We start from the raw sequence: 16,728 nt of genomic DNA, 5'->3' as shown, positions 1-16,728 counted from the left end.
GCTAGAACTCCTGGTATTCGTCCTGCCGCGGCGTGACATCCGCCGGGGGACTCCATTTGAACGTCAGCCGTGCGCCCTTGCCGCGCAGCAGACCGACCGAGAGCGATACGCTTTCGTTCAGCAAGCGGGTGACAAGGCGGTCCGGTTGAAGCTGTGCCGCGATGACCCCATCCAGACGACCGGGGACCAGCCCGGCGACCCGAACCGCAAAGCCTGCGTCGTCCTGCGGTTTCAGCGCGTAAACGACCAGGGTTTTGCCATCGAACGGGGCGAGGATGGGCTTGTCGTCCAGCACCTCGGCCCCGCGCACGGAAACTGCGAGGGATTCCAGATCCTCTGCGACAACCTCACCTTCCAGCAACAGGGCGACGGATGTGGCGGGCCGGTCAAAGCGGGTTTCGACCAAGGCAGACTGATCCGTCAGGTACGATGCCCGGAACCAGCCGGTGCCACCAGCCCGTCCGCCGCGCACGCGGCTTGCACCTTCGGCATAGAGGAAGCCGCCCCGACACAGGGCCAGTGACCGCGCGAAATAGGCAACCGACTCGGATTCGGTCCACCCGGCGAATTCCGGGGCGGCGGCCCCGTCGTCACCGGACACGACGGCATAGGCGGCGGTTCCCTTGGGCAGTTTGACCCGCCGCGCGTCACCGGCGCTGTCCGACAGGACGCGCCCGTCCAGACCGATGGCGACAATACGGGCAGGACCGTTCAGCGCGACCACACCGCTTGTTTCAAACCGGGGCGAGCGGGCAGCGCCCGGCAGATCGAAAACAGCGATTTCTCCGGGGGCCAGCCCTGTGGGTTTGATGTTGTCCGTATGCGCCCCCCGTGGCGGTTTCGCGCCAGCCATAAGTGCGGTAGCTGCCAGCCGGTCTCGGGTCGCGCCAGAGGCGCGCGTCGCGCTTGAGGACGCCTGAACACCAGCCGCCAATGTCAGCGGAACGCGCTGTTCAGCGACAACCGTGCGTCCGACCTGCGCACCGGCCGACGCGGCACGCAACAGCAGGGCAGGTGCCCGATCCTGACGTGCGGCCAGAACCTCATCCAGCACAGGCGGGCGGACACGTTTCGCACGGCGCGCCCGGTCGGCCGGAACGCGGGTGACACGCGCGGCCAGTGCGCCACCAGCCTCGCCCAGTGACACGTTGGGCAGCGCCAACTGCCCGCGCAGCCGGGGCGTGCCAAAGCGGATCGGGCGGCGTTCGGGCGGCGTCCGCAGCACTTCGCGTTTGGCACCGGGGGCCGCGTCACTGACGATGCGTTCGGTCAGCAGACCAACCCGCATCGGTGTCCGGCGGCTGCGGTCAAAGGCACGGGCCCCGGTTGCGCCGACGCGCAGGCGTTGATCTTGCTGAAATTCTGCCGAGAGCTGCGCCATCTGAAGGTCGTTGATTGAACTCAGCAACGTGCGATGTTCGGTGGCCAGTATCGCCACCGCGATGAAGAACTGCCCCACATCCCGCAATGGCAGAGGTTTGCGCAGATCGGATTCGACCTGATTGAACGCCACACCGCCGGTGGAGGCATCCGGGCGGCGGTTGAAGAACTCGGGCTCAAAACGCAGGTCCACGCCTTCGGTCGCGCCGATCACCTTGCCCTTTGGCACTTTCTTGTCGTCCAATCCTTGTGGCGGGCCCCAGACACCGACCGGGAATGCGCCGGTGTTGCGGGTGGTCATCTTGATCTTGTCCAGATCATCCAGCCGCTCGTCATTCGGGCGGTCAAGGCGGCGCAGTTGCAGCGACAAAGTGATTTCGGAAACGATCAGGTTGACCGGGGCCACCCCCAGCGTGGACGTGGGATCACGCTCGATCGGAGCGCGGCCCGGCCGGATGATCCGGGTCAGCGGAATGGTACTGGTCAGCGACAGCTCAAACTCGCTCATGACGTCGAACGGATTGGCCTCGGACCCGTCGGCGGTACCGGGCGGTTCGCCGTCATTGCTGGCGGGCGGCAGTGCACCGCGCCCGGCGATGCCGGACAGTGCCTCGGCCAGATTGCCATTTGCCAGTTCCAGATACTTGGCCGAGAAGTCCACCCACGAGATGTACTGGATCGGCGGATCGCCCTGTTTGCCGAATTTGACCGTGACGTCGATGGGCCCGATCTTGATCCGTGCCTTGCCATGGAACTCCGGCCCGGCGACCTGAATTTCAGCGCTGAGCGTGAAGGACAGTTTGATCGTTCCGAACCACGTCTTGATCCGGATACCCGCCGAAATCCGTGCATAGGCGTCGGCCTCGTAGCGGAAGGGATCGAAGTAGACGATGGCGTTGCCGCCCCAGCCCAGAGACGCGAACACTGGCCCGAATTTGGCCGAGGCTTCGAACAATCCGCCGCCCATGATCGCCTCGGAGGTCAGAGCAAAGTAGTTCTCGGCCTTGATGACGATGTTCGAGGAAACCGACCAGTTATATCCAAGCCGGGGAACAACCGGATAGCCTTCGGCGTCGAAATTCGGGTGATAACCGCCCAGCGTCAGGACAAATTGCCCCCTGTTCGGCCCCTTGAACCAGCTGACATAGGCAAAGCCGCCGGTCAGGCGCGCGCTGGGGTGCAGTAGCCAGGAATTGTCGGTCAGCTGCGCCTGAATCCAGATCACACCCTCTTCGGTCGAGAACCGCGCCAGCAGGCCGAGCTCGATAGAAACAAGCGCGAATTGCGGTCTGGGAAGCGCCATCCGGGCCAGGCCAAAGATCGACAACTCGAACCCGTTACCGAATTCGACGGCGACAACGGCGATCCCGTCGACCAGCGCAAAGGAAGTAAAGCTGATCCCTGCAGCGAACCAGAACTTGCCGCGAATGGCGGGGAATGTGTTGCGCACTTCCTCAAGGTAGGCAATGACGTCCGTGGGCAAGTCTGCCGCAGGGTCAAGTGCCTGAATCAGAACGAAATCTCCGAAATCGCCCAGATCCGTGGGTGGGACCAAATCGCGGTTGATGCCAAAGCCGCCGCCGATCCCGGTCAGGAAGAAAGCTGGGGCTCCGCCGATTGGACCAAGGAAAGACCCGACCGCGAAGAAGGCGGTATAGCGCCCCTGATCGTCCGAGGTGGAGGCGTAGCCGCCATAGATCGACAGGCCGTAAACCGCGAACCGCGCGGCGATCATGCCGACATATTCGATATCCGGCGTTTCACCGAATTTGCGCAATCCACCGGCAAGGCTGATCCCGGACAGATCGGCTGAGATACCCAGCCCGGCCAGATCGACGCCCCAGGATGCGCTGTCCAGCAGGCCACCCCGATCCGTTCTGTAAATCAGTTCCAGATCATCAACACTGGCCGCCAGCCCCGCAATCGTGACCGAACCATCAAACAGCAGCGAAATGGATTGCAGCCCGTCGGTTTCATCCGATTGCGCACCCAGACCGATCTGATCGACATAAAGCGGGCCAAAGCCCTTGCGAATCGGCAGCCACCAAGGCCCCGATCCTTCGCCTGCGCGGAACCCGAAACGGAAACCGCCACCGGACAAGGTTTGGACCGACAGCGCCGGGCTGAACGCAGGGGCAAGGGCGGCGTCGCCGTCATTGGTTTCGCTCAGCAGGCCAGAGGCCACCGCATTGTCGCCGGACCCGCCGCCGACGGCCGCCCCAACTTCGGCAAGTTCGACCTGAGCACCGCCCAGAACCTCGCCAGTCTCGACGCGTGCAAAGGCGTGTATCGCAATTGATCCCAGCGCGATGGGGGATTTCACAAGCGGAGCGTTGCTGCGCCCGATCCTGATCCCGATCCCGTTTACGGCCAGCGTCGGGGCGAAATCCAGCCCGCCACTTGTGCTGAGCAATCCGATCTGAAGGCCGGGATCCACATCCCCGTTGATCCAGCGGCTGTCATTCTCCAGCCAGATCGCAATGTCTCCGCCGACGATCTCGAACCTGTTGGCGATGGCCAGCGACAGGCCGATGGAGTTTCCGACGCGGGCGATGCCGATATCCACCTCGCCACCGACGCGCACGCTTGGCCCGGCATCGGCGATGTTTTCGATCAGGGTCAGCAGCCGGTCCAGCTTGGTCAGCAGAAGCGCCTCGATGTCTTCGCCGTCACCCGGCAGAACGCGGAAGAAGTCCGCGTCCAACGCACCGCCGGGCGTCAGGATAACACCGCCCAAAATGCCGCGCACATCGCTTGATCCGACAGGCAGATCGAGCAACGCGTCAACCTCTTCAAGGCCAAGGACAAACCCACCGACAAGTTCCACCGCCAGATGCATCAGCGCGGCGGCGATTTCGGCTGGGGTGTCCGCGCCAACGCCCAGTCGGAACTGCTGTGTCTGGAAGTCGTAGGTCAGACGCAGCACCTGATTTGCAGCCGGATCGAAGGACAGGCCCGTGCTGATCTCGGGGGTTGCGACGCTACTGCCGACGTCCATTTCGACAATCGGGCGCAGGACAAATCCGTCGGCGACCGGTATCTCGGCGGGGCCTATGGTGGTATTCAGACGGGCCAGACCGCCAGTATCGACGCGGACAAGCACGTCGATGTCTTCTACGAAAGGAATGGCCGTCAGGTCGGCGGCAAACTCGACCGCCAAAGGTGCCGTGAACAGTTCCACCGATACCGATGAACCGGGTGTGCCTGCATTGGCGACGGTCACGCGCAGCCCGCTTGCTGTGCCAGCAACCGAAACCCCGGTTGGCAGAACCGGACCCAGTTGTGCCAACCCGCTGGACAAAAGCGTCGGCCATCGGGCGGCCAGACTGCCTTGCGGATCAGCGGCCCAGTCAGCCAGCTCACCCGCGTCAAAGCTGCCCGCGACGCGCAGCGCGAGGGCGTCGCCAATATCGGCCACCACATCCCCGACATCGGTGCCGGTATCCACAATGGCGTCCAAAGCCTGCGGCAATGCCGCGACCAGGGCCGTTGTCAGCAGGCTGGTCAGGTCGGGTGGGCCGGGATAAATTTCGATGTCGGCACCGGTATCGGGTCGCAGCAGCAAGCGCACAACGTCGCCAGAGACCGACAGGTGGACCGCGCGTGTACCGGGGGTTCCGCCTGGCAAACCGGCAAAGAACGATACCTCTGGCCGCGTCTGCCCGCCTGAGGTTGGAAAGCGCAGACCAAAGGCTCCGCCAAAGGCAATGTCGCCGTCGGGAAGGAAGGCGCTGGGATCGATCTGGAATTCCAGCACCAGGCCGCCGGCGTCTCGTGCAACCAGATCGACGCCCTGCGACAGCGTCCAGATGCCGGATCCGCCGCCCACGCCAATCAATGGCCGCAGCGCATCCATGACGGCAATTACCCGCGCCGCGCGTACGCCACCACCCGGGCCGCCCAGCACATCCGCCTGGCTAAGCCAAACGCCGGGATTGGTGAACAGGATCGGAGGCACCCGAACCGGCTCGGTGTTCAGGCCAAAGGCTGCAAGCCCTGCATCCACAATAGGCGTCACGGCGGGATCGAAACTGCGCAAGCCTTCCAGCAGCCGGGAAAGCGCAAGTGCGGACAGGATCGGAGGCACAGCCCGCAGATGGGTCACGAAGTTCGGATCGGGCCACAACGGCATTGATGCGGGAATGTCAGGTAGCCCGCCGGGCAGGGTGATCTGCGCCGAGAAGGGCGCGAAGCCCACCTGTAGGCCAAGGCCATCGGGAACCCCAAACTCCAACGCACCTGACAAAAGGCCGGACGCGCCAAGGCTGGCCTCAAGCGACCACTGACCAAAGATCAGGTCATCGGCGCTGCCGCTGAGCGAGACGTTTAGCCGGTTCTGAGCGCTGTCGAATGAAATTCCGCTGCCGGTGCCTGCCACGAAGGACTGCACCAACGCCAACAGGTCCGCGCCAAGGCTGGGGTCGCCCAACGCGACCTGAAGCTGCGCGGTTGGGTCGTCGATCCAATGCGACAGGGACAGCGGATCAAAGGCATCGTCTGCGCCAAGAATGCCGGTCGCTCGTAGCAGGTCGAGCAGTTCGGCCATGCCTGCCGCAGGTGTGATCGAGGCTTCGGCAACGATTTCAGCCAGCAACTCGCGTATGCCGGGGGCTGTCGGGGCCGCGCTGGCGAGGCCCGGATCGCTGAGGCTGTCGGGGGTGATCGCCAGCCGGGCGTGGCTTTCGCCCAGTATCCGAACACCGTGGAAGATAAGTTCTATGCCATCCGTTTCGGGCTCGGATGTGCCGCCCGTACCGACGCAGGCCGATACTTCGATGGACCGAAGCGCGAGGGGGGCAACGGCATCGTCGCTGTCCGGACCGCCGATCAACCAGCCATTTCCTCGGGTGATCCGGCCCGAAACCACAACCTTGCTGGCAAGGCGGGCGGTGATTAGCGGCACCGAGAGGCCATCGCGGTCGAGACCGGTCGACAACAGCTCGGCCATGGCACGACCTTCGAAGCCGATGGTGCCGTTTGCCGGGGCTTCACCAACGGGCAGGTAGACGCCAAGCCCTGCCGCCTCGATACGTTTGGCGCTGGATCGTGCGGCACGGCCCACCGCGTAAGTGCTGAGCCCGGCGGCCGTGACGGCCGTCATCGCGCGCTGGATCACATCGCGCTGGATCACGCCGTGCAAAAGATGGATTTCAAGGCCCGCACGCACCGCGCCGGTCCAACCGGCGGGCGGCGCGAGTTCGGACAGGGGGCGGCCATTGCGCCGTTGACCGATCAATTGTCGGCCCAGTGCCAGATCAGGATCGTCAGGCTCTGCCGGATCGATGGGGGGCAACAGCTCGTCCAAACGGCTCAGCGCCTCGGATGCTTCGGACGAAAGGGGATCGATACTCGCCCCCGCAAGACCGGCAATCAGCAACCGGTCCGGCCCAGCCGCCATACCGTTCAGCGCAAGCCACGCCGCGTGACCCGCCGCCCGGTCCGCCAAGACGGCGGCATCGGCAATATTCGATGCCGGTGCCAGAGCATGTGCAAGGCGCGCGGCTTGCCCGGCTGCCCCGCCTTCCGGTGTGTCCGGGCGCGGAGCCAGCAATATCGTCCAGGTGCCGCTGGCATCCGCCGGAACCTGCGGAAAGGCCGTTGGTTCGCGGTCGCTGATGCGCAGATCGATGCGCCGAGCAGCCGTTGTATCCGCAGGTGGCGGGGCATTCTCGGACAGCGTTCTGACGACGAAGAGAACGGGCGGTGCGGCACCCAGATAGGGCTCGGCATCGGCAAGCGAGATCAGGCTGTCCGCGTCCGCGTTTTCAATGATGTGCAGAACCGTCCCGGTGGGGGCGTTGGCCGGCGGCCGCACCATGCCATCACTTAGGGTCCATTCGGTCGTCAGGGCGTCCAGCCCGACCTGAAATTCTGCGGTGCCAAACCCGTTCAGCGCGGCGGGCAATTCACTTTGCAAGGCCAAAGCCAGCGCGCCTGCCTCAAGCCCTGTGTTACCCGGACGCCATCTGCGCAGGGGCAGGGAATCAAACCGGTCCGGCGCAGGTTCCGAGCGTTCGGGCATCCGCCATGCGGCCAGGCCGGGGCCGTTTTCAATACCGGGCAGCTCGATACGCCACGGATCCCCAAGCGTACCGGCACCGGACACGCGCCCGCTGGGTGTTTCCAATGTGGCGGCGAAAACCTCCAATCTGGGGGCGATGCGCGAAATCGGGTCGGACAGCAACTTGCCCAGCCAGTCCCGCAGCGCGTCAGCGGGTTCCGAGACAAGGGCGGCAAGCTGCAGGCGGTTGGGATCGGGTTCGCCGAACACCCGCCGCTCGCGCCGCCAGCCGAGGCAGTCGATAATGGCCAGCAGGAATGCGTTTCCGCTGCGCTCGGCCAGCAGGCCAAGCAGCCGTTCGATGCCATCCCATTGCTCGGGCGTGATCAGATCGACGTCGATGTCGCTGGTCAGATCGGGCAGGTCCAGCGGGATCTCAATTCCTTCGACTGAAATCGTGGGGTTGGGTGCGTCAAACCTGAATGAAAGCCCCGGCTGAGCGGCCCATGATGCCACAAAGCCAAGGTGATCAACCTCAGCCGACAGCCCGCCAGCCCCGGTTTGCATCCGGCCACCACCGCGCGGACGCCCGGTCGCGGCAATATCGACAGACGGCACAAAGGCCGTCGCGCCCGAGGACAGGTTGATCGACACCAAAGCCAGACGCCCGCGCATCTCGAGCACGGTGCAGCGGTCGCCCAGATCGTCCACTCGCGTCATCCAGCCCAGACCAAGCGCCAGCGCACCGGTGTCTGTCCGCCAGATGGCCACATAGATGCCGGGCCGGATCGACAGCCGCCATGGATCGACCTCGGTGCCCGTGCCGGTGACGTCGGCCGCTCCGGTCAACAGCGTCCGCAGGCTTTGCAGCACCGCCGTGACGTCGCTGGTGTGGTCTTCCAGGATTGTCAGCCAATGGTCGCGCAGGCGGGCGATTGGATCGCCCAGAAAGGTGATCGGATCCAGCGTCGGGAACCCGGACCCTGCGCCGGTGGGGGCCCGCCAGCCCAATGCAACGCCGATGAGTTCCGCGCCGGGGCCAAGATTGGACAACAGCTCGGTCAGGATGTCGGTCACGGCCTGTGCTGCGGCCGCCGCCAAAGCATCCGGGTTGGTCAGATCCAAGCGGGGGTGCGTGGTTTGGGAAATCACGGCGTTTTCGACCGCAACCACAACATCGGGACGCCGATCTTCGTTCAGCGTCAGGCCAAGGATAAGACGCTCGATCGATACGTCGGGCATGGCCAGACCCGACAGATCGAAGCGCAGCGATGCTTCAAGTGCGGGCACGGCAATTGCATCTGCAGTGCCCAGATCCAATTGCAGGATGTCGGCGGCAAAACGCGCCTCGGCAGTGCCGCTGGTCAAGCCGAAGCCCAGAGAAACAGTGACCTTGGGCCGCGCCGTGGCTCCGGGCTCGGCCATGAAGCCGATGCGAACGGTTCCGCCGCCCAGCGGCAGGTCGATGCCGGTTTGGTCCGCCGCGGCCCCGGACCCCAGAATATCGGCCAAAGCCTCAAGCCAGCGGGCGCGCGATGGTGCATTGCCAAGGACGTCAGCGATCCAGTCCGCGACGGCGTCCAGACCCCGGTCCAGCAAGTCCGAGGCGGGAATGGCCGGGATCTCGGGCGCGCCGCCAAGGCCCAGTGCCGTTGCAAGGGCGCGAACCTCGTCTCCTCCGCCGCCTCGCAGTTGCGCTTCGAGAAGCGACAGGATCAGCTCTGTGGCCGTATCCTGCAGCGCGTCGGGATCGGTGAGCGACAGAACCAGATACCGCGGGGCCTGTTCGCCGGGCAATTGCAGACCGCCCAGGGACAGGGCCACATCCGGCGCGCCATCACCCGCCGCTGTTGGCAAGGCGATCCGGACACCAACACGTGCCAGCCCGGCCTCGCCCGGTTGTGGTGGCGGCCCGACAGTAATCTCGGACGACAGCGCAATATGGCCGCCTTCCTGACCGGCCAGAAACGCGTCGGCAGGGGCAGGGCCGTTGGTTTTGGCCGCGCGAAACAGCGGGAACATCAGCGATGACGTGCTGTCCGCCAGCGCGCCGCTTGTGATCATGCGGATGCCAAGGAACAGGTTTACCTGACCCGCCGGCTGGTCATCGACCACCACGAAAAACGCGACATCCAATCCGGCCTGAACCTGTTCCGAGAACAGCTCGATCCATTGCCGCCCATCTGCGTCCGTCTCAATCTCGCCTTCGCGAACCGTCGCGACAAAGTCCAGCAGCGCGGCGCGCTGGTCATCATCGGCAAGGATGCTGGCCAGATAATCCTCGGGCCCCGTGATCCAATCGGCGTTGAACTCACCTTCGGCGTTCGACAGACCCAACGCCTGAAGCAGAGAGGACAGTTCGCCAAAATCACCGGGTGAGAACGCGTTCACGGCTTGTCCCTCCGATAACGGAATGCGGCTTGCGATTGCACGACCAAGGCACCATCCCGAACTGCCAAACCTTGCGCGATAAGCCGGTCATTAAAGACGTCTCGACCCGACGCGCCCGCGATGTTGTCAGCGACCTCCAGCAGGGCCTTGTAGGCAAAAGCGATCAACGCCTCGCCCCAGATTTCGGCGATCAGGGGATCGCCCAATGGGCGGTCGGGTGCGGCTGCTATCAGCCCCGTCACGCGCTTTTCGCTGCCCACGGCGAAGGGCACGACCATCTTGGCGCTGCCCGCATCAGTTTCGACAGGCACCGTGACCCGCACAATGCCATCGTCCAGTTCGGTTTCGACCTTGTCGGGATAGACCAACAACTCATTTGTGCCGTCATCCCAGATCACAGGCTCCGAAGCCGTATCCGGGTCGGGTTCAGATGTTGGATCGGCAAAGTTCTGTGCGGCAGCCAGCCGAACCAGATTTCCCAGCGCAGGCGCGGCCAGTGGCAGCGTGGCTCCGGGGCGGCCGACCTTCAATGGCCGATTGGGCAGCAGGTTGGGCGAGGTGTCGCGGATATTGGCCAGCGCGCCGTCAATTACGGAACTCAATCCCTGCCCACGGGTTTCTGGCCGGTAAAGCTCGGCCTCGACGAACTTGTCCAGAACGCCGACATCGATCTTCAGGTCTCCGGTGGGAATATCAACCTTTCCGCCGCCGGGTGGACGGATATCGTCTATGTCGAGAATGAAATCGCCGATGGTGCGGCCATCACCCAAATCGATCTGGGCGATTTGATCGGTTGCGTTCCTCAGGCGATCACGGTCCAGATCGGACAGCACGGTATCCCCCAAAGCGCGCCCGATGGCCCGCTGCAAACGCGCTGACTGAACGGCGCTTACATCGCTTTGCTTTTCTTCATCGGTGTCATTGTCCACATCATCGCGCGACAGGATCAGATCGCCCAGATTTCGACCGCCCAACTCTACGCGTTCCAGATCTTGCAGCGCGTTGGTGACACGTTTGCGGATCTGGTCGGGAACCGACCGTTCGGTGACAAGCCGTTCGATGCGGCGGCGCAGCCCGCCCGAGCGGCCATTGTCATTGTCGTCGTCGAACGGGTCCCTGCCGGACCCCCTTGGCGGTCTCATGGGCGTACCTTCAAGGCGCAGCGATCACGCACGTGAGAGCGATGCACCGGAATTGAGTTCGCAAAAATCCCGCAAAGCGGGGCGAACCGGATTTATCTTTTGAGTTTTCTCAGGAGGGGAACGACGATGAGGCCGAGCACAAACCAAAGTGCGAGAAAACCAAGAAGCTCCAGACCGAAGCTTCCCCATTTGAAGAACACCTGCGCGATAACCAGGGACACTGAGAACGGTATCAATTCCTGCTCGAGAACGGTGCGCAGGCCGTTGGCATTGAAAAGAGAAAACATGAAATGACTGCCCCAAATTTGAATTCAGGATGCCTTGATTTTTACATCGAAGTTGACGTTGGGTCAATGATTCCGGGTGGCGGGAAACAGCCGATGGCGGCGAAACAGGTCCGTCGTTTGCGTCGCTGACCGAGAAGCATTCAACCCACCAGTTTCACGCCGTACGCCCTGTGGGCCGACGTCAAAACGCGATGAAAAAAGTCCAAGTGGCCCCGGTCCGAGGCCACTTGGAAACGTCTTATTCGAAGTTATACGGTGCACCCGCCTGATTGATCACACTGTTGTATTCGCGGAAGATTCCCACGATCTTCTCGTGAACTTCGCCTTCCTGTGCGATCTCATCCCAAAACTCTTTGGCGGCGTTTTCGACCTCGGCCCATTCAGAGGCTGGTACTGACCGCAGTTCCAGCTTGTCGCCGTTGGCCCGCAGCGCGGCCTCGCCACCCCAATACCATTGGTTGCGGTAGGTGTGGCCCGCTTCGATGCCCGCCATCACGATGGATTTGAGGTGGTCGGGAAGCTCGTTCCAGCGTTCCTGATTGGCAAACCACGATCCGATCCACGCGCCCGAGATGTTGTTGGTCAGGAAGTAATCGGTCACATCGGCCCAACCCACGGTGTAATCCTCGGTGATGCCGGACCAAGCCATGCCGTCCAACTCGCCGGTCTGAACCGCCACCTCGGCATCTTCGTAAGGAATGTTCACCGGCACGACGCCGAACTTGGCCAGGAAGCGGCCAGCGGTCGGGAAGGTGTAAAGCTTCAGCCCATCCAGATCAGCAACCGAGGTGATTTCCTTTTTAGTGTTGAAGTTGCACGGGTCCTGACCGGCGGCAGACAGCCACTGCACCCCAACCTTGGCGTATTCGTCGCGCCAGATATCCGCCAGACCGTATTGGTTGAACAATACCGGCACGTCGAGAATGTGCTTGGTGGCAAAGGGGAAGTACCCGCCGAACACGCGCAGCGGCGTGGGTGACGCCATCGAGTCATCGTCCGAATGCACCCCGTCAATCGTGCCGCGTTGCAGGGCCTGGAACAGCTCACCCGTGGGGACGATCTGATCTGCGAAGAACAGCTCGATCTCCAGCTCGCCATTGGCGTTGGCGTTGATGTAGTCGATTGCAGGCTTGGTCACATGCTCGCCCAACGCGCCCCCGGCATAGGTCTGAAACCGCCACTTGATCGGGGCCTGCGCCTTGACGATGGCCGGTGCGGCAAGCGTTGCGGGCCCGGCCAGGGCAGCGGTCCGTAAAAATCTGCGTCTTGTAGTCATGGTCGTCCTCTCCTGTGCTTTTCATTGAACTTGATCCGGTTGACCCGGTTTCTCGTTCTTTACGTGCTCAGTTTCCGTAGACGATGCCCGGAAGCCACAATGCGATCTCTGGGACGGCCATCACCAATCCCAAAGCCAAGGCCATCACCGCGACAAACGGTATGATGGACCTGTAAATATCTCCAATCGTTACCTCTGGCGGGGCCATGGCCCGCATGAGGAACAGGTTGTACCCAAAAGGCGGGGTCATATAGGCGATCTGACAGGTGATGGTATAAAGGACCCCGTACCAGATCAGATCGAACCCCAGCGCGCCGACCAACGGCACGTATAGCGGGGCGACGATGACCAGCATGGCTGTGTCATCCAGAAACGTGCCCATCACCAGAAAGCTAAGCTGCATCAGGATCAGGATGATCCAGGGGTTCAGACCCAGCTGCACGGTGAACAGGTTCTCAATCGCCTTGACCGCACCCAAGCCGTCAAACACCGCGCCAAAAGCAAGCGCCGCCAGGATAATCCACATGAACATGCAGGTGATCCCAAGCGTCTGCTTGATCGAGGTTTCAAAGACTTGCCACGTCATGCGGCGTTTCAGAACCGCAGCCAAGAATGCAGCGATTGCCCCTAGGGCCGAGCTTTCGACCAGCGAAGTCCAGCCGTTCACAAAAGGCACCATCATCACCGCAAAGATGCCTATGGGCAGCAGACCGGCCCCCAAGAGGCGCAGTTTCTCGCCCCATGTGACTTGCGCACGTTCTTCTGCGCTCATCACTGGGCCGAGTGAGGGGTTCAGACGGCAGCGGATCGCAATGTAGATGATGAAGAGGGTCGCCATCATCAAACCGGGAACGACGCCTGCCAGCCAAAGTTGCCCCACCGGTTGCCGTGCGATCATGGCATAAAGAACCAGCACGACCGATGGTGGCACAAGAATACCCAGAGATGACCCGGCCTGTATGACCCCCGTCACCATGCGTTTGTCATAGTTTCGGCGCAGCAACTCGGGCAGGGCGATGGTCGCCCCGATCGCCATACCTGCCACCGACAACCCATTCATGGCCGAGATCAGAACCATCAGGCCAATCGTGCCGATGGCCAGCCCGCCGGACAGGCCGCCCATCCAGACATGGAACATGCGGTAGAGGTCATCGGCGATCCGGGATTCGGACAGGATGTAGCCCATGAAGATGAACATCGGCAGCGTCAGCAGGGGATACCAGCGCATCACCTTGATCGCGGCCGCAAAGCCCAGATCATATCCGCCCCGGTCGCCCCACAGGAAAAACGCGGCGATCACCGCGACGAACCCGATGGCGCCAAAGACCCGCTGGCCGGTCAGCAGCATCAGCATCATGGTCGAGAACATGAGCGCGGCGATCAGTTCGTAACTCACCCGCGGTGTCCTCCTTCAAGGTCCTCGGGGGCCATGTGCACGGGCTCGTCATCCTTTGGGCCCATGTCATGGCCTTTTAGCCGCAAGATGTCTTTGAACAGTTCCGAGATCGCCTGAAGCAGCATCAGAAAGATGCCAATCACCATGATGGTCTTGATGGGCCAGATATAAGGGCGCCACGCGGACGAGGACCGCTCGCCTCCGTATTGGAACGAGTACATCAGACTGTCCCAGCCGCCCCACAGCAGAAAGGCCAGGTAGACTATCAGAAACAGCACCGTCATCACATCGATCTGACTTTTGCGCCGGTCCGACCACTCTCCGTACAGCAGGTCCATGCGGACATTCGCGCCCATCTGCATCGCGTATGGCCCGCCAAGGATGTAATAGGCCACCATCGCGAACTGCGCCATTTCAAGCGTCCACAGCGACGGGACAAAGAAGGTTTTGGACACGGACGAATACAGCAGGATCGCCATCATGACGAAGATGCCATACATGATGATCCGACCAAGCATACGGTTGGCGCGGTCCACTTGCCGGACATAAGCCTTCATCACACCCGTCACGAAGCCGCCTTTGCAAGTTCTGAGTTGTCAGGCAAATGGGACACGCGTTCCTCGGGGCAGGTTCGACCTAACAGCCCGCATGCGCATGAAAAAACGCCGTTAGTGTCGCGCATGATCAGCTTTGCCCCCAATTCTCTCCGTCTTTATCAGAGCGGCATGTTGGTAAGCTGTCAAGTTGACACTAGCGCATCAACAGATGCGGCACCTTTTCGGGACCGAGTTTGAGGACAGAAGACGTATGCACCTTGACGTACTTCTAAAAAAGTCGCCGTACCGCGCCGGACTTTTTCTATCCCGCGACATCGCAATGTCGCGGGTTTGGTATACTTGGGGCAGCAAGCCGATTTAGCCGTAGCCTATGCTACGTGCTTTGAACGAAAACTGGGCCCTGTTCCTTGGCATGCTGATGCTGATGGTCGCAAACGGTCTTTTGGCGACATTGCTGACCATTCGGGGGGCCAGCCTGGGGTTCAGCGATTTCACGATCTCGATCATGCAGGCCAGCTATCCGCTTGGCGCGCTGGCGGGCACGGCGCTGGCCCCAAGGCTGGTCGAAAACGTGGGACACATCCGGGCGTTTTCCGCGCTTGCGTCGCTGGTCTCAATCGCTGCGATTGTTCACCTTCTGACCAGCGATGCGGTCAGTTGGAGTGTGATGCGCTTTCTGGGCGGGTTCTGCTATCCCGGCCTTTACGTGATCACCGAAAGCTGGCTGAACGCAAAGTCCGACAACAGCATACGCGCGCAGGTTCTGTCGCTGTATTTCATCATTCAGCTTGCCGGGCCCGCGTTGGGAACGGCGCTTGTCGGATTTCCCGACCCGACCGGGAACCTTCTGTTCGGCGTCGTCTCGATCCTGATCTCACTGTCAATCGTGCCGCTTTTGCTGTCCGGCAACAAAGCGCCAGATTACACCGCGCCCGAGCGTATGCCTGTGACCCGGCTTTACAAGGTCTCACCCATTGCAGTGATCGGAATTGTCATCGTCAGCATCGGGGTCTCTGCCTCGTATATCACGCTGCCCCTTTACGCTTTGCAGCAAGGGTTCACGGCTGCGCAGGCGTCGGGCGCGTTGGTGGCGGCGTTGATTGCCGGGGCCGTCGTGCAATACCCGGTTGGCTGGATTTCCGATCATACCGACAGACGCTATGTGATCATCGGCCTGGGCGTTGTCGCGGCGTTGGCCAGTCTGTGGATGGCCATCGATACGTCACCGTCGAATATTGTCATCGGCTTTGTTCTGGTCGCAATCGGGCTCTATCCTGCATATTCGATCCTGACTGCGCATGCGAATGACCAGTTGAAACTGTCTCAGATCGTGCCCGCCAGCGGCACCATGGTTCTGTTGCTGAACATCGGTTTGTTGGTCGGAACGATACTGGGGCCAAACTCGATCACCTTGCTGGGGGGCAGGGGGTTGCAGTTCCTGCTTGCAGCGATCGGCATTTCCGTGGCCGTGGTCGCGTTGATCCGGCGCTATCAGGTCGAGGCCCCGGCAGAAACCGGCGAAGTGCAGGTTGTCGGCGTGATCGGCACCGGCCAGCCCGGCGTTCTGCAGGCCGAAAGCTGGGTTCAGGAGGAGGATGCACATCAACAAGAAAACGCGTCCTAAACCGCAATTCACTTAACAGGGAAGGCGAGGATGAAAAAAGTCAGTTTCACCCAGATGAAAGACGGCAGCAAAGAAAAGTATGAGTTCCTGACCGCGCAGGCCGTGGATGATGCCCGTCACACCGCCGGACGGCTGGTCAGGGCGCTGGTCGAACTTGATGATGAGATGGCCGGTTATCAGATCACGCGATTGGGGCATTCGGTACAATCTGCCACACGGGCCTGGCGCGACGGGGCTGATATCGATTGGGTCGTCTCGGCGCTGTTGCATGATATCGGGGACATTTTCGCGCCCTACAATCACGACGAATACGCCGCAACGATCCTGCGCCCGTTCGTGCGGGAACAATGCGCCTGGGTGGTGCAGACCCATGGCGATTTCCAGATGCTCTATTACGGTCACCATCTGGACGGGTTCGATCAGCACAAGCGCGAGCGACATCGCGGGCATCCCTGCTTTGATGACAATGCCGAATTCTGCGAACGATGGGATCAGGCCAGCTTTGACCCCGACTATGACACCCTGCCGTTAGAGTTTTTCGCCCCCATGGTTGAAGAGGTTTTCGCCCGTACCCCCTATGCCGAGGACGTTGTGCGCGCAGGCGAACGTGAACCCCTTGTCGTGCCAGAGATCGCCAAGGAACGCGCCGCCGCCTGAGTGCGGATCCGGAGGAG

The 16,728-nt window shown here is 62.1% G+C and carries 8 protein-coding genes; 2 read left to right on the top strand and 6 right to left on the bottom strand.

From position 1 onward, the window contains the following. Position 1: 1 nt before the first annotated feature. The 6 genes from ACR0E6_RS07030 to ACR0E6_RS07005 all read right to left on the bottom strand — a co-directional run bounded on the left by ACR0E6_RS07030 (position 2) and on the right by ACR0E6_RS07005 (position 14,442). Positions 2 to 9,772 (bottom strand): DUF6603 domain-containing protein, encoded by a 9,771-nt coding sequence (locus ACR0E6_RS07030; RefSeq protein WP_480581876.1) that lies wholly within the window; start codon positions 9,770 to 9,772, stop codon positions 2 to 4. Then, positions 9,769 to 10,914, bottom strand: a complete 1,146-nt coding sequence (locus ACR0E6_RS07025) for a hypothetical protein (protein WP_480581873.1) — start codon at positions 10,912 to 10,914, stop codon at positions 9,769 to 9,771. The genes ACR0E6_RS07030 and ACR0E6_RS07025 overlap by 4 nt, the downstream gene beginning before the upstream one ends. A 92-nt stretch (positions 10,915 to 11,006) precedes the next feature. Continuing rightward, positions 11,007 to 11,201, bottom strand: coding sequence for a hypothetical protein (locus ACR0E6_RS07020; protein WP_170451767.1), 195 nt, complete (start codon positions 11,199 to 11,201; stop codon positions 11,007 to 11,009). A 238-nt stretch (positions 11,202 to 11,439) separates the two neighbouring features. Further along, the gene (locus ACR0E6_RS07015) at positions 11,440 to 12,477 is read right to left on the bottom strand and encodes a TRAP transporter substrate-binding protein (protein WP_480581870.1); all 1,038 of its coding nucleotides are present in this window, start codon (positions 12,475 to 12,477) and stop codon (positions 11,440 to 11,442) included. Positions 12,478 to 12,544: 67 nt separating this feature from the next. Further along, the gene (locus ACR0E6_RS07010; protein ID WP_170734429.1) at positions 12,545 to 13,873 is read right to left on the bottom strand and encodes a TRAP transporter large permease subunit; all 1,329 of its coding nucleotides are present in this window, start codon (positions 13,871 to 13,873) and stop codon (positions 12,545 to 12,547) included. Then, positions 13,870 to 14,442 (bottom strand): TRAP transporter small permease subunit, encoded by a 573-nt coding sequence (locus ACR0E6_RS07005; protein ID WP_480581867.1) that lies wholly within the window; start codon positions 14,440 to 14,442, stop codon positions 13,870 to 13,872. The genes ACR0E6_RS07010 and ACR0E6_RS07005 overlap by 4 nt, the downstream gene beginning before the upstream one ends. A 358-nt stretch (positions 14,443 to 14,800) precedes the next feature. Between ACR0E6_RS07005 and ACR0E6_RS07000 the strand changes: the two genes are divergently transcribed. Both ACR0E6_RS07000 and ACR0E6_RS06995 read left to right on the top strand, forming a co-directional pair. Next, positions 14,801 to 16,054: an MFS transporter gene (locus ACR0E6_RS07000; RefSeq protein WP_480581864.1), complete on the top strand. Its 1,254-nt coding sequence runs from the start codon at positions 14,801 to 14,803 to the stop codon at positions 16,052 to 16,054. Between the two features lie 30 nt (positions 16,055 to 16,084). Further along, positions 16,085 to 16,711 carry an HD domain-containing protein gene (locus tag ACR0E6_RS06995; RefSeq protein WP_480581861.1) on the top strand — a complete coding sequence of 209 codons (627 nt, stop codon included), beginning with the start codon at positions 16,085 to 16,087 and terminating at the stop codon, positions 16,709 to 16,711. Positions 16,712 to 16,728 lie beyond the last annotated feature (17 nt).

This window comes from Ruegeria sp. AP12, assembly GCF_056540025.1.
Note: the sequence above shows the minus strand (reverse complement) of the source record. Positions and strands in the feature narration are given on the sequence as shown.